The 20,664-nt window shown below is 63.8% G+C and carries 15 protein-coding genes and 2 riboswitches; of the genes, 9 read left to right on the top strand and 6 right to left on the bottom strand.

Translation table 11 applies throughout. The annotated features are described in order from the left end of the window. Window positions 1-183 precede the first annotated feature (183 nt). The 3 genes from gcvP to gcvT all read right to left on the bottom strand — a co-directional run bounded on the left by gcvP (window position 184) and on the right by gcvT (window position 4,731). Window positions 184-3,078, bottom strand: coding sequence for an aminomethyl-transferring glycine dehydrogenase (gene gcvP / locus LMJ30_RS08925; RefSeq protein ID WP_229431989.1), 2,895 nt, complete (start codon window positions 3,076-3,078; stop codon window positions 184-186). A 105-nt stretch (window positions 3,079-3,183) separates the two neighbouring features. Beyond that, the gene (gene gcvH / locus LMJ30_RS08920; protein WP_229431988.1) at window positions 3,184-3,564 is read right to left on the bottom strand and encodes a glycine cleavage system protein GcvH; all 381 of its coding nucleotides are present in this window, start codon (window positions 3,562-3,564) and stop codon (window positions 3,184-3,186) included. A gap of 48 nt (window positions 3,565-3,612) precedes the next feature. Then, window positions 3,613-4,731: a glycine cleavage system aminomethyltransferase GcvT gene (gene gcvT, locus LMJ30_RS08915; RefSeq protein ID WP_229431987.1), complete on the bottom strand. Its 1,119-nt coding sequence runs from the start codon at window positions 4,729-4,731 to the stop codon at window positions 3,613-3,615. A gap of 71 nt (window positions 4,732-4,802) precedes the next feature. Then, window positions 4,803-4,906, bottom strand: a riboswitch (glycine riboswitch). Window positions 4,907-4,923: 17 nt separating this feature from the next. Beyond that, a riboswitch (glycine riboswitch) is annotated at window positions 4,924-5,010 on the bottom strand. Between the two features lie 144 nt (window positions 5,011-5,154). Here gcvT and LMJ30_RS08910 point away from each other — a divergent pair. Next, a complete protein-coding gene (locus tag LMJ30_RS08910; RefSeq protein WP_229431986.1) occupies window positions 5,155-5,715 on the top strand; it encodes an ATP-dependent Clp protease proteolytic subunit in 561 nt (186 codons plus the stop codon). A 265-nt stretch (window positions 5,716-5,980) separates the two neighbouring features. Here LMJ30_RS08910 and LMJ30_RS08905 read toward each other — a convergent pair whose 3' ends face one another. Together LMJ30_RS08905 and LMJ30_RS08900 are read right to left on the bottom strand one after the other, a co-directional pair. Then, the gene (locus LMJ30_RS08905) at window positions 5,981-6,361 is read right to left on the bottom strand and encodes a hypothetical protein (RefSeq protein ID WP_229431985.1); all 381 of its coding nucleotides are present in this window, start codon (window positions 6,359-6,361) and stop codon (window positions 5,981-5,983) included. A 174-nt stretch (window positions 6,362-6,535) separates the two neighbouring features. Then, window positions 6,536-7,912 carry a methyl-accepting chemotaxis protein gene (locus LMJ30_RS08900; RefSeq protein ID WP_307729267.1) on the bottom strand — a complete coding sequence of 459 codons (1,377 nt, stop codon included), beginning with the start codon at window positions 7,910-7,912 and terminating at the stop codon, window positions 6,536-6,538. Between the two features lie 286 nt (window positions 7,913-8,198). Here LMJ30_RS08900 and LMJ30_RS08895 point away from each other — a divergent pair, with 286 nt between their 5' ends. The 8 genes from LMJ30_RS08895 (at window position 8,199) to LMJ30_RS08860 (ending at window position 19,829) form a co-directional block, all read left to right on the top strand. Continuing rightward, a complete protein-coding gene (locus tag LMJ30_RS08895) occupies window positions 8,199-10,391 on the top strand; it encodes a DUF1631 family protein (RefSeq protein ID WP_229431984.1) in 2,193 nt (730 codons plus the stop codon). 30 nt (window positions 10,392-10,421) lie between these two features. Continuing rightward, window positions 10,422-11,099 (top strand): phosphatase PAP2 family protein, encoded by a 678-nt coding sequence (locus LMJ30_RS08890; protein WP_229431983.1) that lies wholly within the window; start codon window positions 10,422-10,424, stop codon window positions 11,097-11,099. An 82-nt stretch (window positions 11,100-11,181) separates the two neighbouring features. Next, window positions 11,182-14,709 carry a chromosome segregation protein SMC gene (gene smc / locus LMJ30_RS08885; protein ID WP_229431982.1) on the top strand — a complete coding sequence of 1,176 codons (3,528 nt, stop codon included), beginning with the start codon at window positions 11,182-11,184 and terminating at the stop codon, window positions 14,707-14,709. Then, window positions 14,706-15,824: a cell division protein ZipA C-terminal FtsZ-binding domain-containing protein gene (locus LMJ30_RS08880; RefSeq protein WP_229431981.1), complete on the top strand. Its 1,119-nt coding sequence runs from the start codon at window positions 14,706-14,708 to the stop codon at window positions 15,822-15,824. Before smc ends, LMJ30_RS08880 begins: the two co-directional genes overlap by 4 nt. 50 nt (window positions 15,825-15,874) lie before the next feature. After that, window positions 15,875-17,896 (top strand): NAD-dependent DNA ligase LigA, encoded by a 2,022-nt coding sequence (gene ligA / locus LMJ30_RS08875; RefSeq protein WP_229431999.1) that lies wholly within the window; start codon window positions 15,875-15,877, stop codon window positions 17,894-17,896. A 22-nt stretch (window positions 17,897-17,918) separates the two neighbouring features. Next, window positions 17,919-18,812: a UTP--glucose-1-phosphate uridylyltransferase GalU gene (galU, locus tag LMJ30_RS08870; protein ID WP_229431980.1), complete on the top strand. Its 894-nt coding sequence runs from the start codon at window positions 17,919-17,921 to the stop codon at window positions 18,810-18,812. Then, window positions 18,809-19,345: a peptide deformylase gene (gene def, locus LMJ30_RS08865; RefSeq protein WP_229431979.1), complete on the top strand. Its 537-nt coding sequence runs from the start codon at window positions 18,809-18,811 to the stop codon at window positions 19,343-19,345. Before galU ends, def begins: the two co-directional genes overlap by 4 nt. 7 nt (window positions 19,346-19,352) lie before the next feature. After that, window positions 19,353-19,829, top strand: coding sequence for a hypothetical protein (locus LMJ30_RS08860; protein WP_229431978.1), 477 nt, complete (start codon window positions 19,353-19,355; stop codon window positions 19,827-19,829). Window positions 19,830-19,924: 95 nt separating this feature from the next. Here LMJ30_RS08860 and LMJ30_RS08855 read toward each other — a convergent pair whose 3' ends face one another. Further along, the gene (locus LMJ30_RS08855; RefSeq protein WP_229431977.1) at window positions 19,925-20,620 is read right to left on the bottom strand and encodes a dienelactone hydrolase family protein; all 696 of its coding nucleotides are present in this window, start codon (window positions 20,618-20,620) and stop codon (window positions 19,925-19,927) included. Between the last annotated feature and the right edge of the window lie 44 nt (window positions 20,621-20,664).

Below are 20,664 nucleotides of genomic sequence, written 5' to 3'. Positions count from 1 at the left end.
TTTGTGAACTCTCCTTCCAAGGCATCGTCTGCTCCCCAAGGTGGCAAAACGATGATCATAAAAGGTGTTCACCATGTCTCCCGACATGTGTTCACTATGTGTCCCGGCTATACACGCTCGTCCGCCCTACGTCATCATGGACCGTAGGGCGGAAGAGCGAAGCGTCATCCGCCGAATCAAAGCTTACTCGTAATCGCTGATCGGTGCGCAGCCGCAGAACAGGTTACGGTCGCCGTACACGTTGTCGGCGCGGCCAACCGGCGGCCAGTACTTCTGCTTGCGCAGCGACGCTACCGGGAAGGCTGCAGCTTCACGCGTGTACTGGTGTTGCCAGTCGTCAGCCATCACCACTTCCGCCGTGTGCGGCGCGCCCTTGAGCGGGTTGTCCATGCGGTCGTACTCGCCACGCTCAACCTTGACGATCTCGGCGTGGATCGCAATCATCGCGTCGATGAAGCGGTCGATCTCAACCTTCGATTCGCTCTCGGTCGGCTCGATCATCAGGGTGCCCGGTACCGGGAAGCTCATGGTCGGTGCGTGGAAGCCAAAGTCCATCAAGCGCTTGGCGACGTCCTCATTGCTGATGCCGGTCGCGTCCTGCAGCGGGCGCAGGTCGAGGATGCATTCGTGCGCTACCAGGCCATCATGGCCGGTGTACAGCACCGGGTAATGCGGCGCCAGGCGGCGGGCGATGTAGTTGGCCGACAGGATCGCGGTTTCGGTCGCTTCGGTCAGGCCTTCGCCGCCCATCATCGCAATGTACATCCACGAAATCGGCAAAATGCTGGCCGAGCCGTATGGCGCGGCGCTGACGGCGCCAATGCCTGCTTCATCGCGCGAGTAGCCGGTCGAACGCTGGTTCGGCAGGAACTTGGCGAGGTGCGCGCCAACGCCGATCGGGCCTACGCCTGGTCCGCCACCGCCGTGCGGGATGCAGAAGGTCTTGTGCAGGTTCAGGTGGCTGACGTCGCCGCCGAAGCTGCCCGGAGCCGCCACGCCGACCAGCGCGTTCATGTTGGCGCCGTCGATGTACACCTGGCCGCCGTGCGAGTGGATCACTTCGCACAGTTCCTGGATGCCTTCTTCAAACACGCCGTGGGTCGATGGGTAGGTGACCATCACGCACGCCAGGTTCTTGCTGTGCAGCTCGGCCTTGGCCTTCAGGTCGTCCAGGTCGACGTTGCCGTTTTCATCGCAGGCGGTGACCACAACCTTCATGCCGACCATGTTGGCCGATGCCGGGTTGGTGCCGTGCGCCGACGATGGGATCAGGCAGATGTTGCGGTGGCCTTCGCCGCGCGACTGGTGGTAGGCCTGGATAACCAGCAGGCCCGCGTATTCGCCCTGCGAGCCGGCGTTCGGCTGCAGCGAGATCGCGGCGTAGCCGGTGACGGCGCACAGCATCTCTTCGAGCTGGCCGATCATTTCGCGGTAGCCGACCGTCTGGTTGTCCGGCGCGAACGGGTGGATCGACGAGAACTCCGGCCAGGTGACCGGGATCATTTCGCTGGTGGCGTTCAGCTTCATCGTGCACGAACCGAGCGGGATCATGGTGCGGTCAAGCGCCAGGTCCTTGTCGGCCAGGCTGCGCAGGTAGCGCAGCATTTCGTGTTCGGCGTGATAGCGGCTGAAGGTCGGGTGCGTCATGTAGGCGCTGGTGCGGGCCAGGGCCGATGGGTAGGAGTCGTTTACATCCGCGTCGAGCGCGTCGAGGTCGGGCGCGGCGGCGCTGTCGATGCCTTCGGCGAAGATCGAACGCAGCAGGGCGATGTCTTCACGCGTGGTGGTTTCGTCGAGCGAGACGCCGACGTGCGAGCCGTCGATGTGGCGCAGGTTGACGCCTTTGGCTTCAGCCGTAGCGTGCAGCTGTTCGGCGCGGTCGGTCTTGATCGTCAGCGTGTCGAACCACGTCGTGTTGTCGAGCGTGTAGCCGAGCTGGCCCAGTTGCGAGGCGAGGATGCTGGTGAAGCGGTGCACGCGCGTGGCGATGCGCTCCAGGCCTTTCGGGCCGTGGTAGACGGCGTACATCGACGCCATCACTGCCAGCAGGACCTGCGCGGTGCAGATGTTGGAGGTGGCTTTCTCGCGGCGGATGTGCTGTTCGCGGGTTTGCAGCGCGAGACGGTAGGCCTTGTTGCCCTGCGCGTCGATCGTCACGCCGACCAGGCGGCCTGGCATGCTGCGCTTGAATTCGTCGCGGGTGGCCAGGTAGCCTGCGTGCGGGCCGCCGAAGCCGAGCGGTACGCCGAAGCGCTGGCTGTTGCCGACGACAACGTCGGCGCCCCATTCGCCCGGAGGCGCGAGCAGGGTCAGCGCCAGCAGGTCGGCGGCGGCGATGACCATTGCGCCAGCTGCGTGCAGCTTTTCGACGGCGGCGCGGTAGTCGCGCACTTCACCGTTGACACCCGGGTATTGCAGCAGCACGCCGAAGCAGGATTCGTTGAGCGATTCAACTTCGGAGGCAAGCACGGTGCGCACTTCAATGCCGAGCGGCTTGGCGCGGGTCTCGATGACTTCGCGGGTCTGCGGCAGGACGTCATCGGCGACGTAGAACACGTTCGATGCCGATTTGCCGACGCGCTGGATCAGGGTCATGCCTTCAGCGGCAGCGGTGCCTTCGTCGAGCATCGACGAGTTGGCGATGCCCATGCCGGTCAGGTCGGTGACAACCTGCTGGAAGTTCAGGATCGCTTCGAGGCGGCCTTGCGAGATCTCTGGCTGGTACGGGGTGTAAGCGGTGTACCAGGCCGGGTTCTCAAAAATGTTACGCAGGACGACGGTTGGGGTGAAGGTGTTGTAGTAGCCCTGGCCGATCACCGACTTCATGACCTTGTTCTTCGAGGCGATCGCCTTGAGCTTTGCCAGCGCTTCCTGTTCGGGCATCGGGTTGAAGAACTCGCCCAGCGCGAGCTTGCTCTTGTTGCGGATGTTGGCCGGGACGACAGCGTCGATCAGCGCGGCGCGCGATGCGTAGCCGAGCTTCGACAGCATGGCTTGCTGTTCGGTTTCCGATGGGCCGATGTGGCGCGAGATGAAATCGTCGCGGGCTTCAAGTTGGGTCAGGCTGGTGCGGGTCATGGTAGGGGCCAAATAAGATGCTGGCTGCCGGAGGAGGGCTGCCGATGGGTATGAAGGGCTGATAGGACAGGGCCTGCCGCGCGCGGGCGCGCGGCAGGAAACGGATTACTCCGCGGTTGCCTTGCCGTAGCCGGCTGCGTCGAGCAGGCCGTTGATGGCGTTGGCGTCGCTTGGCTTGAGCTTGAACAGCCAGGCCGAGTAGGCGTCTTGGTTGATCGAGTCAGGCGCGTCGGCGACCGAATCATTGACTGCCACGACTTCGCCCGATACCGGCGCGTAGATGTCGCTTGCCGCCTTGACCGATTCGACCACCGCTGCGTCGTCGCCTGCGGTCAGCGATTTGCCGACCTTTGGCAGTTCGACGAAGACGATGTCGCCCAGCGCGTCCTGCGCGTACTCGGTGATGCCAACAGTGACGGTGCCGTCAGCTTCAGCTCGGACCCATTCGTGGGACTCGGTGTATTTCAGGTCGGCAGGGATATTCATGTGTAGCTCCAGTGTTTGATATAGGGTGTTGGTCGGGGCAGCAAAGGCTTAGGAAACCAGGATTTTACCGTTACGCACGAAAGGCAGCTTGACGACGGTGGCGGCCAGCTTCTTGTCGCGGATCTCGACGTGCACGGTGTCGCCGACGGCGACGTCCATCGGCAGGCGGCCCAGCGCAATCGCTTGCTGCATGGTCGGGCTGAAGGTGCCGCTGGTGATTTCGCCGACGCTGCCCGACGCGCTGATGACTTTCTGGTGCGCGCGCAGCACGCCGCCTTTTTCGCGCAGGATCAGGCCAACGTATTGCTGGTTCTGGCCTGCCTTTTGCAGCGCTGCCTTGCCGATGAAGTCGCGCTCGGAGACCAGGTCGACGGTCCAGCCCAGGCCGGCGTCGAGCGGGTTGACGGTTTCGTCCATGTCCTGGCCGTACAGGTTCATGCCGGCTTCCAGGCGCAGCGTGTCGCGCGCGCCCAGGCCCGCAGGCTTGACGCCGGCGGCGACCAGGGCGTTCCACAGCGCGTCGGCTTGCGCAGCAGGGAAGGCCAGTTCGAAACCGTCTTCGCCGGTGTAGCCGGTGCGCGCGACCATCACTTCACCGAAGGCGGTGTCCTTGACGATCACGGCATTGAATGGCTTGAGCTGTTCGGATGCTTCCTTGGCGGTAGGGAGGACTTCCCATACCTTGGCGCGTGCGTTCGGGCCCTGGACGGCGATCAGCGCCATCGCATTGTCGCCATCGCGGCGCTGGGTGACGGTGACGCCGCTGTTGGTGGCCGCGTTCTGCGCGTTGATCCAGGCGAGGTCCTTTTCGGCGGTGCCGGCGTTGACCACCAGGCGGAACCAGTTCTCGTTGAAGAAGTAGACGATCAGGTCGTCGATGACGGTGCCTTCAGGCTTGAGCATGCACGAGTAGAGCGCCTTGCCCTGTACCTGCAGCTTGTCGACGTTATTGGCCAGCAGGCCGCGCAGGAAAGCACGGACATTGGCGCCTTCGATGTCGACCACGCACATGTGCGAGACGTCGAACATGCCGACGTCAGTGCGCACAGCGTGGTGTTCTTCGATCTGGGAGCCGTAGTTGACGGGCATGTCCCAGCCGCCGAAGTCGACCATCTTGGCGCCGGCGGCGCGGTGTGCGGAATTGAGCGGGGTCGCTTTAAGCGTCATGGAATCCTCAGGGCAAGTGAAAAGGGGACTGCCGAGCAGACGCGGCAAGCCTCACAGCCGTCCGTGTTTGTTCGCGCCCCTCTGTCCTCGATACCTGAGAGATAGCGGAATGATCCGCCTGCCCCTTCGGTGGGCCGCTTGCAATGTGCCGCGGCCGCTCTCCAGAGTTGAACCGGTGCGCGATGCGCCGCCGACCCCTGACCGGTCCTTTTGCCTGAGAGTTTTTGGGTGATGCCCCTTCGGCGGCAGCCGTGCGCTGCCCTCTCCCGATCAAGACTGTGGAGGATATGCCACCATGGCCCTGGTGTCAACTCGGCGCCATCGGCCCGGTGGTGGCGGGGCGCGCACGAATGAGGGGAGGCGCAAGGCTTGCCGTGCTCTAATTTGTTAGAATCAGACTATCAACAACGCGAGCCAATAACCATGAGCGAAGAAACCGTAACGAAGGAAACGGACGCCTATTACACTTTGTCGGGAGACGTCAACAGCGACATGGTGCACCGTGTGTTCGAGGCGGTCGCCGAAATGACCGAGCGCGGCATCGACACCGCGCACGTGTTAATCCAGTCAAACGGCGGCTATGTCAGCGATGGCCTGTGCCTGTACAACTTCCTGTCGAATTCGCCGATCAAGTTCGTGACGTACAACGGCGGCGCGGTAGCGTCGATCGCGGTCATCCTTTACCTGTCGGGCACTGAGCGTTATGCCAGCGAGACGGCGCGTTTCATGGTGCACAAGTCGCATGCGACCGCGTCGCCAGGCGCGCGCCCGGATGCGTTGAACATCATCGTCGAAGGCCTGCGCGCCGATGACGCGCGCACCGAATCGATCCTGCGCAAGCACGTTACGCTGACGCCGGAGCAGTGGGCGATCCACCAGTATTCCGACCTGCACCTGACCGCCCGCGACGCCGAGGTGGCCGGAGTGATCAACAGCATTCGCGACTTTGCCCCGCCCAAGGGCTTCCACCTGCACAACATCTAAACCAAACCGGCCTCGCGCCGGTTTTTTTACGCCACAGTGTCGTTCGCACGAAAACGGGAACCTATAGTCCGTCGCCTGCGTGCCAAAGCGTGCATCGCCACCATGCCACCGGGTGATGAATTGCCGCCTTCGCGGGAACGACGCCCAAAGGAAAAGAGCCTGCCAACCGGAATGTCCGGCGCAGACTCTTTCTTTTTGCTTCCTGTTTGGCTACTGTCATGACGGGGCCCGGAAACTCGGCGCCGTCCAGCATGCGACTACGTTATCAGCGCTTGTCGTTTTTGTGGCTTTGACGGCCAGCTTCAGCGTGTTGCTCAGGGGTGCCACCGCGGGTTCCGCCACCGCTCGACTGGCGGCTGCCGGACGAGGCCGAGTTGGCGTCCGACGCTTGCGAATCCGACTGGCGCGATGCGTCGTTCTTGTGGCTTTGGCGGCCGGCTTCTACGTGCTGCTCATGGGTGCCGCCCTGGTTGCCCGAACGCGAACCGGCGTTATTGCCCGATTGCTGGCTGCCCTGGTTGCTGCCCGAACGCGAGCCCGACTGGTTGCCCGATTGCTGGCTATCCGAACGCGAGCCCGATTGGTTACCCGACTGCTGGTTACCCGATTGCTTGTTGCCGCCTTGGTTCTTTTGATTCGAGTTCATGTTCATTCCTTTTTAAAGTTGGGATGCTGTGCTCGCCGGTTTAGCGGTTGAGAAAAGTTCTCATCTGCGTTTCCGGTGAAGCAATGATGCGATCCGCACTGTTGAACTGGTATCGGAACATTACTCGTACCCCTGTAGGATTGCGTCCTACAGGATTGCAACGAAACTCAGCGGTCAAAATTCCTCCCAATCGGTGTCAGGCTTGGTAGCGGCACGCTTGGACGCCGCCGGCTTGCGCGCCGTGGACGCCGACGCGACCGGGACCGGGCGAGGGCGGCGGGCCGGCTCGGCCTTCGCGGCGGCCGGCTTGCCGGGGTTGGGGTTGCTGGCGACTAGGTGAATCTGCGCTGCAGGACGGCTGTGCTCGACATCGAGCACGAACGCGCTGATGGTGTGCTTGAGTGCGCCCGCCTGGTCGCGCATCGACGCTGCCGCGGCGGCCGACTCTTCCACCAGCGCGGCGTTCTGCTGGGTGGCCTGGTCCATTGCGGCGATGGCCTGGTTGACCTGTTCGATGCCGGTGGTCTGCTCCGCGCTGGCAGCGGCGATTTCGCCAATGATCTCAGTGACCCGCTTGACGCTCGCCACCACTTCATTCATCGTGTTGCCGGCCTTGTCGGCCAGCTGGGTGCCTGCGGTGACCTTGTCGACCGAATCGTCGATCAGTTCCTTGATTTCCCGCGCCGCCGCGGCGGAGCGCTGGGCCAGGTTGCGCACCTCGGCGGCCACCACCGCAAAGCCGCGGCCTTGTTCGCCGGCGCGCGCGGCCTCGACCGCCGCATTCAGCGCCAGGATATTGGTCTGGAACGCAATGCCGTCGATCACGCCGATAATCTCGGCAATGCGGCGCGAGGATTCGTTGATCGACGCCATCGTGCCGACCACTTCCGACACCACTGCGCCGCCCTTGACGGCCACTTCCGACGCCGAAACCGCCAGCTTGCTGGCCTGGTGGGCGTGGTCGGCATTCTGCTTGACGGTCGAGGTCAGTTCTTCCATCGACGAGGCGGTTTCTTCCAGCGCGGCGGCCTGCTGTTCGGTGCGGGCGGACAGGTCCATGCTGCTGCTGGCAATCTCGCCGGCGCCGCTGGAAATGGTTTCCGAACCTGAGCGGACGTCGACAATCATCGTCACCAGCTTGTCGTTCATCTCCTGCATGGCGCGCATCAGCAAACCCTGCTCGCCGCTGCCTTCCTGCTCAAGCCGGGTGCCGAGGTCGCCCCCGGCAATGCGCTGGGCCGCGACGACAGCGGCGTGGATCGGGCGCGACACCTCGGCCGCCAGCCAGGCCGCGAGCGTACCGGCGACCGCCAGCCCGGCAATAATGCACACAATGCTCCAGTTGCGCGTGTCGTCATAGCCGGTTCGCAGTAACTCGGCCGCCTGGGCGCCGCCCCCGATCCCGCCTCTCTGCAACACCTGCGCCGTCAGCTCGCTCAATTGCCCCAGTTGCGCCAGCAGCCAGGCCGCCAATCCCACCCCAAGGAACAGCACAATGGCAAGGCAGGCGTGGATTTTCAGGGTGGTGTCGAGGTTACGGATGAGTTTCATGATGGGTTCCTTCTCAGTGGCAATTCCAGATGGGGCATCTTTCCCATGGTAAGGAAGTCCTATTAGCAATAATTGCGCGATATCAAAGACGCGACCTCGTTCGGCAGGCCGGCTGACGGACCGATATTTCGCAGAAAATGGCGCAAACCGCGCAAAAAGCGTCGCAAATATGCATAATGGCTATTGCCTTGTGGCAATAACCTGTCAGAATGGCCTAATGATGGCGAGTCGACAATCGGAAGCAGGCCCCCCGCAGGCATCTGGCGCCCAAGCGCGCCAGGACCTGATGGACAAGCTCGTCGGCATCGTCAGCAGCCACGTCAATGAACACCTGATGGCAGTGGTGAACCGCATCATTGCCGGGTTGCTCGATGCGACCGATCCTTCCGCCAATGGCGGCGCAATGTACCAGCGCGTCAAATCCGGCAACCTGCTTAAAGAAAACAGCTACGCCTTCTTCCATCTTGCCTGCACGGCGCTTACCGATGCGGTGCGCAAGGACCTGGCGGCATTGGCCCCGGTCAGCGCCAAAAGTGCGGCGCCGGCGGCGCCGCTGAGCCTGGTGCCGCTGGAGGAGATGGACAACCAGGTGGCTTTCGACGCGATCAGCCGCCCATTCGACGTGACCTGCTCCGATGCCCTGGCCACGCTCAGCGTGCGCCTCGGGCATATGCTCGGGCGCGACGTGTTGCGCATGAACCAGAACCCGTTCCGTCCGCAGGTATTCCTGATGGCCCTGCAGCAGGCATGGGTCGATTTCGAGCCAGATGCCGCGGGCCACGGCTTGATCGTTCCTTTGCTCAAGCCGGCTATCCTGTTTGAGTTCGCGCCCATGTATGAGGCGCTGAACCTGGCCATGCTGCGCAAAGGCGTGTTGCCCGGTTCCGTCGACGCCTACCGTATCCAGAAAACCGACAACGCTGCGGCGGCCAGGGCGGCGCGCGCGGCCGAGAAGGCGGCGCTGTCGCGGCGGCTGAAGGACTTCTTTGGCGGCGGCGCCGAACCGGACGATGGCATTCCCCTGATTCCTGACCTCCCATCTATGCCGCAGGGTAACGGCGGCTGGCGCCCGAGCACCGCTGCGGGATTCGATGCGCCAGCGGCGAGGGAAGCCGTGCCGACACGCGGGGGCTTTGCGGAGGCGGCCAAGGGCCCACAGCCTGCACCGATGAGTGGCGGTGGCAGCGGTGGATTGCTGGGCATGCTGGGCGAGATGCAGAAGCGCATGCCGCAGCTGCCGGATGCGGGCGCGGCGCCCCACAACGTGTTTTACCTGCCGCGCCTGAAGCAGAGCCTGCCGCAGGGCAGCCTGTCGCGCGGCGATGAAAGCACCATCGACCTGCTGTCGCGCATCTTTGAAACCGTCTTCCTCGACGACAGTATTCCGCCCGAGATCCGCGACCTGATCCAGTTCCTGCAGATTCCGGTCCTCAAGGCGGCGCTGTCGGACAAGAACTTCTTCTTCGAGGAGGCGCACCCGGCGCGGCGCATGATCGACTTGTTGTCGCGCATGGGCTGGGAACAGCGCAAGAGCGCGGATGACCCGCTGTTCCAGGCGATGCGCCGCAACGTCGACCTGGTGGGACGCGATGCCGGCCGCGAGCAGCAAGCCTTTGCGGAGGCGGTCGCTGACCTGGAAGCATCGATTGCCGCCGACGAAACCATCGCCGAAACCGATATCGCGGGGCCGATCGCCAAGGCCCTCAAGCAGGAAAAAGCCGCCGAGGCGACCCGTAGCGCAAAGACCGCGGTGGCGATGCGCCTCGGCGGCAACGGCGCAGTTGAAATCGTCGATAGCTTCCTTGAAAAGAAATGGACCACCGTACTGACGGTTGCCTATACGGTGGAGGAGGACAAGCCTGGTGCGGTGGCCAACGCGACGCGCACCATGGACGACCTGCTGTGGAGCGTCAAGCCGAAGGTGACGACTGAGCAGCGCAAGGAACTGATCGGCAAGCTGCCTGGCCTGTTGACGACCTTGAACAAGTGGCTCGACGTGATCAAGTGGCAGGACGCCGACCGGCTGCAGTTCTTTGCCGGGCTGGCCGAGTGCCACGCCTCGATCGTGCGCGCGCCGCTTGATTTGTCGCCCGCGCGCCAACTGGAGATCGCGGTGGAGGCTGCGCAGCAGGACGCGATTCGCCGGATCGAAAAAGAGCAGGCTGCGGCCGAGCTGGAGCAGGCGGCCCAGGCTGACGAGGCCATCGTTACCGTGGATGGGCTGGAACGCGGCATGTGGCTGGAGTTCGTGCAGCCTGACGCCAGCGTGCGCAAGGTCAAGCTGGCGTGGGTCAGTCCGCTGCGCAGCTTGTTCATCTTCTCGACCGGCGCACGCCAGGAGGCGTTTTCGCTGCAGGGCGAGGCGCTGGCGCAACTGTGCCGCGATGGCAAGGCGCGCGTCATCCAGGAGAGCGGGGTGGTCGCGCGCGTGCTGTCGGAAGCCATGAACGACCCGGTGCCTGCCGTCCTGAGCGCATAATCCAGCGCTACGACAACAACCTGGCTACTCATGAACTGGTGGCAGCACCTCACCGACCTTGGCAGTCTGAATGTCACGGCGCCCATCGCCGTGGGCATTGCCGCCTGGCTCGGCGTCGCCCATTGCGTGCGCCTGGCCGGCTACTGGATTGCTGTCTTCCTCGCCGCGATGGCGCTGGTGGTGGCCAGTAAACTCGCCTTCCTCGGCTGGGGCATCGGTTCCCAGGCCCTCGATTTTGCCGGCCTCAGCGGGCATGCCGCACGTGCCGCGGCGGTTTTCCCGGTCGCCATCGGCCTCCTGCTGCATCGCCAGAAACCGCGCCTGCGCAACCAGGGCGTGCTCGCCGGGGCGCTGCTCGGCGCCGCCATTGCCGCATCGCGCGTGGTCGTCGGCGCCCATTCGGTCGCCGAAGCCCTGTCCGGCTGCCTGCTCGGCCTCGCCGCAGCGCTGCTGTTCATCGCGCGCGCCCGGTCCGCGGTCAATTTCCGCCCCGGCCCGATCCTGGTCGCCATCACGCTTTCCCTGATGCTGCTGCTCCCTAAAATCGACCCGCGCATGTCCCAGCAATGGCTGGTGGCGGCCGCGCTGACCCTGTCCGGCAACGACCGCGTCTGGCAGCGCCCGGGCTGGCAACTGGCCCCGGCACCTTACATTCCCCCGTGTGCCCCGGAAAAAGTACGCTGGACCTGGCTCTGTACTTGGCCTTAATGCAAGCAACAGATGGTATGATGGTGGCCTTTCCGATCTCCGGGTAACCTAGAGCCGAGCAAGGCGAAGAACAGTCAACAACGTGCGTCTATCTTCCATTAAATTGTCGGGATTCAAGTCTTTCGTCGATCCCACCAATTTCCAGGTCCCGGGTCAGTTGGTGGGCGTGGTCGGCCCTAACGGCTGCGGCAAGTCGAATATCATCGACGCCGTGCGCTGGGTGCTGGGCGAATCGAAGGCTTCCGAGTTGCGCGGCGAGTCGATGCAGGACGTTATTTTCAACGGCTCCACGCACCGCAAACCGGCGGGCCGCGCATCGGTCGAACTGGTGTTCGACAACAACGACGGCAAGGCTGCCGGCCAGTGGGGCCAGTACGCCGAGATCGCGGTCAAGCGCACCCTGACGCGCGACGGTACCTCCACTTACTACATCAACAGCCAGCCGGTACGCCGGCGCGATATCCAGGACATCTTCCTCGGCACCGGCCTGGGCCCGCGCGCCTACGCGATCATCGGCCAGGGCATGATCTCGCGGATCATCGAGTCGCGCCCTGAAGAATTGCGCGTGTTCCTGGAGGAGGCGGCGGGCGTCTCGAAATATAAGGAACGCCGCCGCGAAACCGAAAACCGCCTGAACGACACGCGCGAAAACCTGCTGCGCGTCGAGGACATCCTGCGCGAACTGAACACCAACCTCGAGAAGCTGGAGGCGCAGGCTGTCGTCGCCAACAAGTTCCACACCCTGCAGGCCGACCAGGAAGAGAAGCAGAAGCTGCTTTGGCTGCTGCGCAAGAACGAGGCGAAGGCCGAGCAGACCAGGTACTTCCGCGAGATGGAGCAGGCCCAGACCGACCTCGAAGAGCAGACCGCCAAGCTGCGCCACGTGGAGCTGGACCTCGAGCGCATGCGCCAGGCCCACTTCGCGGTCGGCGACCGCCTGCACACCGCGCAGGGCCACCTGTACCAGACCAACTCCGAAATCGGCAGCCTCGAAGCGCAGATCAAGTTCGTCATCGAGTCGCGCACGCGCCTGCAGAACCAGATCGGTACCTTGACCGCCCAGCGCAACCAGTGGCAGGCGCAGGGCCAGGAGTACCAGGAACAGATCGAAGAAGCCGAATACCTGCTGGAGGAACTGGGCGGCCGTGTCGAGCAGTCGCAGATGGCGGCGGAAGCGCAGAACGAACGCATCCCGTCGCTCGAAGCGGCGTGGCGCGAAGCGCAGGAAAAGACCACGCAGTCGCGCCAGAAAATCATGCAGGCGCAGCAGCAGATCGAGCTGTCCTCGGCGCACCAGCGCAATGCATCGAACATCCTGCAAGGCCTGGCCACGCGGCGCGAGCGCCTGCAGCAGGAAAAGAACGGTTTGAACCTGCCGGACAGCAGCCACCTCGCGAACCTCAAGATGCAGCTGGAGGAAAAGCAGCAGGCGCTGGAAGAGCAGACATTGACGCTCGAGGAGGCCGCCGAGCAGCAGCAGCGCGTCGAAGAAGAACGCTCCGCCGCGCAGGCGCAGGTGAATGCCGAAAGCGCCGCCAACGCGCAGCTGGAAGCGCGCCTGTCCGCACTGAAGCAGTTGCAGGAACGCGTGCAAACCCAGGGCAAGGTGCAGCCATGGCTGCAAAAGCACGAACTCGATGGCCTGCCGCGCCTGTGGCAGAAGCTGCATATCGACCAGGGCTGGGAAACCGCGATGGAAGCGGTGCTGCGCGAGCGCACCGGCGCGCTGGAAATGTCGAACATCGACTGGGCCAAGGCCTTCTTCAACGATGCACCGCCGGCCAAGCTGGCGCTGTATGCCCCGACGCTTGAAAACGCGGCGTCGCCTGTGGAAGTCAATGGCCTCAAGTCGTTCGCCAACCTGCTCAAGCTGAATGAAACCGGATTGCGCGGCCTGCTGCACGACTGGCTGCACAATGTGTTCGCCGCCGAAGACACCGCCACCGCTTTCGCGGAGCGCGGCAAGCTGCCAACAGGCGGCTCGTTCATCACCCGCCAGGGCCACGTCGTCACGCAGTCGAGCGTGCGCTTCTACGCGGCCGACGCGGAGCAGGACGGCATGCTTGGGCGTCAGCAGGAAATCGAAAACATCACGCGCCAGCTGCGCGCGCAAGCCCTGCTGGCCGACGAAGCGCGCGCCCGTTCGGTACGCGCCGACGCTGCCGCGTCCGACCTGTCGCGCCGCCTGCAGGACGCCCGCCAGCGTATCGCCTCGTTGACGCAGACGGTGCACGGCCTGCAAATCGAGGTCGTCAAGCAGTCGGAAGTCGAAGCGCGCTTCAACCAGCGCAGCACCCAGATCGCCACCGACCTGGCCGAGATCGCGATGCAGGAAGCTGAACAGCAGCAGATCCAGGCCGAGGCCGAAGAGAAGTTCGAACAGCTCGACATGGAGCTGGCCGAACTGCAGGGCGCGCACGAAGACGGCCAGACCGTCTTCCTCGAAAAAGAGCAGGCGCTTGCCGACGCCCGCCAGCAGTTGCGCGAGATGGAACGCGCAGCGCAGGAAGCGCAGTTCGCCGAGAAGTCGCAGCGCAGCAAGATCGAAGAACTGCGGCGCAATATCGCCACCGCCACGCAGCAGGCGTCGCAGGTTGGCGAGAGCATCGAACTCGGCCAGCAGGAACTCGAATCGCTGGAGTCCGGCGCGGCCAACGACGGCCTGCAGGACCTGCTTGAGCGGCGCACCAGCCAGGAACGCGCGCTGGCCGATGCCCGCCATGAGCTGGACCAGATCACGCAACAGCTGCGCAGCGCCGAAGAAGCGCGCATGCAGGCCGAACGCAGCTTGCAGCCGCAGCGCGACAAGATCACCGAGATGCAGCTGAAGGAACAGGCCGCGCGCCTGAACCAGGAGCAGTTTGCCGACGCGCTCAAGGCGGTGGAAGCCGATGAAGCGGCGCTCAACGAAAAGCTCCATCCGGACATGAAGGCGTCCTACCTGCAGGGCGAAGTGACGCGACTGACCAACGCCATCACGGCCCTTGGCGCGGTCAACCTGGCCGCGCTCGACGAGCTGGCGCAGGCGTCCGAGCGCAAGAACTTCCTCGACTCCCAGAACGCCGACCTGAACGAGGCGATCACCACGCTGGAAGACGCCATCCACAAGATCGACAAGGAGACGCGTGACCTGCTGCAGGACACCTTCGACCGCGTCAACCACCATTTCTCGGAGCTGTTCCCGATCCTGTTTGGCGGCGGTAATGCCAAGCTGGTGATGACCGGCGACGAAATCCTCGACTCCGGCGTGCAGGTGATGGCGCAGCCGCCGGGTAAGAAGAACGCGACCATCCACCTGCTGTCGGGCGGCGAAAAAGCCCTGACCGCGACAGCGCTGGTGTTTTCGATGTTCCGGCTTAACCCCGCGCCATTCTGCCTGCTGGACGAAGTGGACGCGCCGCTCGACGACGCGAACACCGAACGCTTCTGCAGGATGGTCAAGCGGATGTCGGACCATACCCAATTCCTTTTCATCTCGCACAACAAAATTGCGATGGAAATGGCCAATCAACTGATCGGTGTGACGATGCAGGAACAAGGTGTATCGCGCATTGTGGCGGTGGACATGGAGTCCGCCGCAAATTTCGCTACTGAGGCACAAGCAGCATGACAGATCTTCAAGTGAGCCTTCTTGCCGCTGGCGGCGTTTTTATCGCTGGCGTTTATACCTACAACAAATGGCAGGAGTACAAGGCCAAGAAAACCGTGGAGCGGGCCTTCGCGAGCGACCATGACGACGTCTTGATGCGCGCGGGCGAACCGCGCCAGGAGCCGTCGTTCGACCTTGGCCTGAACCCGATCCCGGGTGCGGCCAGCGGCGGCGGTTTTGACGCCGAGCCGTCAGTCGGCGCACCGGAAGGCGACTTCGCACCCATCGCCCCGGCCCAGGCGCCGGTGGGCCCGGACGGGCTGACGCCCGCCGCCGAACTGGCCAACTCGCTGGTCGATCCGCTGATCGACTGCCTGATCCCGCTGGCGCTGGAGATCGCCGTCCGCGGCGACAAGATCTTGCCGGTGCTGCAAACCTTGCGCCACGTCGGCAACAAGCCGGTCCATTTCATCGGCCTGCATGTCAACGGCGACTGGGAGCCGATCACGCACGGCGGCGTCTACACCAAGCTGCAGGCAGGCGTGCAGATGGCCAGCCGCACCACGGCGCTGAACGAACTTGAATACTCCGAGCTGGTAACGCGCCTGCGCGCGGTGGCTGACGAAATCGGCGCAGAGCCGGAAATCCCGGACATGATCGAAGTAATGGGCGAATCGCGCACCTTGCACCGCTTCGTCGCCGGCCACGACGCCCAGCTGGGCGTCAACCTGATGTCGAACGGCGCGCCATGGTCGATGGCGACCCTGATCGGCGCGCTGGAAAAGCAGGGCTTCGACGTGCGTCCCGACGGCCGCTTTGCGATGCCGGACGGCGAGGGCGGCATTTTGTTCACGCTGTCGACCAATGTGACGCTGGGCGCCGACACCACATCGCGCCTGACGCTGCTGCTCGACGTGCCATGCGTGGCGCCGGCGCGCGATGGCTTTGGCGCCATGGTCACCTGCGCCAAGCAGCTGGTCGAGCGCCTGGACTGCACCATCGTCGACGACTTCGACCAGCCGCTGACGGATGCCGCGCTGGCCGAGATCAATGGCCAGGTACTGGAGTTCTACCAGGAGATGGAAGCGGCCGACATCCCTGCCGGCTCGACCCGCGCAATGCGCTTGTTCAGCTGAGTTCAGGGAGTACCGTGACGACTGAAGCAAACAGCGCCTACCTGGAGCGGATGAAGTGGCTGACGGCTGAACTGAACCGCCACATCTTTGCGTACCACGTACAAGACGCGCCGACCATTCCCGACGCCGAGTACGACAAGCTGTTCCGCGAACTGCAGGAACTGGAAGCCGCGCACCCGGAAGCGGTATCGGTCGATTCGCCGACCTACCGGGTAGGGGCCGCGCCGATCCCCGAATTCAAGCAGGTGACGCACACGGTGCCGATGCTGTCGTTGAATAACGGCTTTTCGGACGAGGATGTCGAAAACTTCGACCGCCGCGTGCGTGAAGGCCTTGGCGCGGTGCGGGCGGACTATGCCAGTGAACTCAAGTTCGACGGCCTGGCCATCAGCCTGCGCTACGAGGACGGCGTGTTTGTGCAGGCGGCTACGCGCGGCGACGGCGCCACCGGCGAAGACGTCACTACCAATATCCGCACCATCCGCGCCATTCCCTTGCGCCTGCACGGCAGCGTGGTGCCCAAGGTGCTCGAAGTGCGTGGTGAAGTATTGATGTACAAGGCCGATTTCGCCAGGCTGAATGCGCGCCAGCGCGACGCAGGGCAAAAGGAATTCGCCAACCCGCGCAACGCTGCGGCGGGCAGCCTGCGCCAGCTCGACTCGCGCATTACCGCGCAGCGCAGCCTGCGCTTCTTTGCCTATGGGATCGGCGCGCTGGAAGGCGCGGCGATGCCTGACGCGCATTCGAAACTGCTCGACTGGTACCACGAACTCGGCCTGCCGGTGTGCGCCGAACGCGCTGTCGTCAGCGGCTTTGAGGGCATGCTGGCGTTTTACCGCGACATCGGCAAGCGCCGCACCGGCCTTCCGTACGAAATCGACGGCGTGGTCTACAAGGTCAACCGGCTGGAAGACCAGCAGCAGCTTGGCTTTGTATCGCGCGCGCCGCGCTTTGCGCTGGCCCATAAATTCCCGGCCGAGGAAGCGCTGACGCAGGTACAGGATATCGAGGTGCAGGTAGGCCGCACCGGCGCAATCACACCGGTGGCGCGCCTGGTGCCGGTATTCGTCGGCGGCGTCAACGTCATGAACGCGACGCTGCACAATGAAGACGAAGTGCGCCGCAAGGACATCCGCATCGGCGACACCGTCATCGTGCGGCGTGCCGGCGACGTGATCCCCGAGGTGGTGGCGCACGTACCTGAACGCCGGCCGGCGGACGCGCGCGAATTCGTCATGCCGGCCAACTGCCCGGTATGCGGTTCGCCCATCGTCAAGCCGGAAGACGAAGCAATCGCGCGCTGCTCCGGCGGCTGGACCCACTGCAGCGCCCAGCGCAAGGGCGGCTTGATGCACTTCGTCTCGCGCCGCGCCATCGACGTGGAAGGCATGGGCGACCAGCTGATCGAACAGCTGGTCGACAAGGGCGCCGTCAAGACGGCCGCTGACCTTTACCGGCTCGACATGGACCGGCTCTGCGCGCTCGACCGCATGGCCACCAAGTCGGCGCAGAACGTGCTCGACGCGCTCGAGAAATCGAAGCAGACCACACTCGCGCGCTTTATCTACGCGCTCGGCATACGCCACGTGGGCGAATCCACCGCCAAGGCGCTGGCCCAGCACTTCGGCAGCATCGACGCGCTGCTTCATGCGGCAACGTGGGAGAATGGCATCCAGCTAATGGACGTGCCCGATGTCGGGCCGGTCGTGGCCAAGTCGATTGCCGAGTTCCTGGCCGATCAAGACAACCGCGCGCTGGTAGCCCAGCTGCGGGAAGCCGGCATGACCTGGAAAGAGGGCGCGCATTCGATGGCGAAGTCGGACAGCGCGCTGTCCGGCAAAACCTTTGTGCTGACCGGTACGCTGCCGACACTGAGCCGCGACGAAGCCGGGGCCATGATCGAGGCGGCAGGCGGCAAGGTGTCGGGTTCCGTATCGAAGAAGACTTCGTACGTGGTAGCCGGCGCCGACGCAGGCAGCAAGCTGGCAAAAGCGCAGGAACTGGGCATCACGCTGCTCGACGAGGCTGCGCTGTTAGCCCTGCTGGAGACGGCAAACGGCGCGGCCGCTTAAACAGAACAAGAGGGGGTGCAGGATGCAGCGCATCAGAAAAGCAGTATTCCCGGTTGCCGGCCTTGGCAGCCGCTTCCTCCCCGCGACCAAGGCGCAGCCCAAGGAAATGCTGCCGATCGTCGACAAGCCGCTGATCCAGTACGCGGTCGAAGAAGCAGTCGCGGCTGGCATCACCGAGATGATCTTTATCACGGGCCGCAACAAACGCGCCATCGAAGACCATTTCGACAAAGCCTACGAGCTGGAAGCCGAGCTGGAAGCGGCGGGCAAGGCCCAGCTGCTGGAAGTGGTGCGGGGCGTCATCCCGAAGAACATCACCTGCATCTACATCCGCCAGTCCGAGCCGCTGGGCCTTGGCCATGCGGTGCTGTGCGCGCGCCCGGTGGTGGGCGACGAGCCCTTTGCCGTGCTGCTGGCCGACGACTTCATGGACACCGGTCCGGCAGACAAGCCTGTGCTGCAGCAGATGACCGAACTATACGATTACGAGAACTGCAGCGTGCTGGCAGTGCAGGACGTCCCGCGCGAGAACACCAGGCAGTATGGCATCGTCAGCTCGGCGCCTTACCGGCCGGGGATCGAACTGGTGTCTGGCATCGTCGAAAAGCCGCAGCCTGAAGCCGCCCCATCGACGCTTGCCGTGGTGGGGCGCTACGTATTGACCGGCCGCATATTCGACTACCTCGAACACCTTGGCGCCGGCACCGGCGGCGAGATCCAGCTGACCGACGGCATCGCGGCGCTGATGGCGGCCGAACGCGTGCTGGCCTACCGCTATTCCGGGCAGCGCTACGACTGCGGCTCCAAGCTTGGCTACCTGAAGGCGATGACCGCGATGGGCCTGAAGCACCCAGAGACCGGTCCTGGCCTGCGCCAGTTCCTTAACGACGTATGTGAAAGACTCGACCCAAAATGACTGTCCGTGAAATCCTCAAAATGGGCGATCCGCGCTTGCTGCGCGTGGCCGAACCGGTGCGCGAACTCGATACGCCCGAACTGCATGCGCTCATCGCAGACATGTTCGACACCATGCACGCGGCGAACGGCGCCGGCCTCGCCGCGCCCCAGATCGGCGTCAACCTGCAGCTGGTGATCTACGGCTTCAAGCAAAACGTGCGCTACCCGGATGCGCCGCAAGTACCAGAGACGGTGCTGATCAACCCTGTGCTCACGCCGCTGTCGGACGAGAAGGACGATGCTTTTGAAGGCTGCCTGTCGGTTCCTGGGCTGCGCGGGCTGGTGCCGCGCTTTAGCAAGCTGCGTTACGAAGGCGTGGACCAGTTCGGGAACAAGATCAGCCGCGACGTCGACGGCTTCCACGCGCGCGTGGTGCAGCACGAGGTGGATCACCTGATGGGGATCCTGTACCCGATGCGGATCACCGACTTTTCAAAGTTCGGCTACACCGAAGTGATGTTTCCGGATCTTGATCCAAACGACGACGACTGATAAAAACATGATGAAGAAGACCGCCATTGCGATGGCATTGCTGCTGTGCGCCCAGGCGAATGCGCAGGAGCAAAAGCAGGACGACGGCAAGCGCAGCGAGCTGTGGCTCGCGACCGGGTTTGCGACCTACCACTTCCAGAGCGACAAGGACCTCAACGGGCAGAATCCCGGTGTCGGTATCGAGTACCGGTTTTCGGATGTCGCCGCGGTGACGGCGGGACGCTTTTATAACAGCGACCGCGAGCACTCGAAGTACGTGGGTGTGTATTACCAGCCGTGGACGTACCGTGGCGTGAAGCTGGGGGCGGTGGTAGGTGCGTTCGACGGGTATCCGAACATGCGCGACGGCGGATGGTTCCCGGCCCTGATCCCGGCAGCGACGTACGAGTATAAGCGGGTAGGCGTGAACCTGGCGGTGATCCCGACGTACAAGAACCGCTTGCACGGCGGGATATCGCTACAGCTGAAGTTCAAGCTGTTCTGAGTTCGGCGGATGCGCGCTTGCGCGCTTATCCGCCCTACGGTTGTCCGGATCGGTAGGGCGGATAACCGCTGGCGCGCATCCGCCGAATTCGCCGATCAGCCGAGGTGCTTCTTGAAGAAGTCGTAGGTGCGCTGATTGGCCAGCTTCGCCGACGCAGCATCGTAATGCGTGCCCTTGTGCCGCGCGAACGCATGGTTCTGTCCCGCATAGGTGTACACAGTGACATTTGCATGCGCCTGTGCCGCCTTGGTGATTTGCTCACGCGCCGGAGGTGGAATGTATTCGTCCGCTTCGCCAAGATGCATAATCATCGGGCATGACACCGACTTGAACTCACCGGCGAACTCATTGGTCCTGCCGCCGTAATACGCCGCGGCGGCATCGGGATCCTTGCGGGCCGCCGTCAGGAAGGTCATCAGGCCGCCCAGGCAGAACCCCATCACGCCGACCTTGCCATTGGAGCCAGCGTAGGTACGCGCCGCCTGCAACGCTGCGCCAATGTCTTCGACACCTTTGTCGATGTCGAACTTCTGGTAGAACTCCATCGCCTTTGCCCAATCTTCCTTGCTCTGGTCGGTCAGCTCGACGCCAGGCTGCATGCGCCAGAACAGGTCAGGGCAGATCGCAATGAAGCCCTGTGCGGCCAGCTGGTCGCAGGTTTCGCGCAGGTCGGCATTGATGCCGAAGATTTCCTGGATGACGACAATGGCGGGAGCGGGCGACGCCGCAGGCTTGGCAACGTAGGCGCCGAAGCTTCCATCCGGCGTGTCGATCGTGATGCGTTCGTTCATCGTTTTCTCCTGATTCTGGATGTGTGGACCGTGGTCATTCTGGC

This window comes from Massilia agrisoli (assembly GCF_020831365.1).
Classification (GTDB): domain Bacteria; phylum Pseudomonadota; class Gammaproteobacteria; order Burkholderiales; family Burkholderiaceae_D; genus Telluria_A; species Telluria_A agrisoli.
Note: the sequence above shows the minus strand (reverse complement) of the source record. Positions and strands in the feature narration are given on the sequence as shown.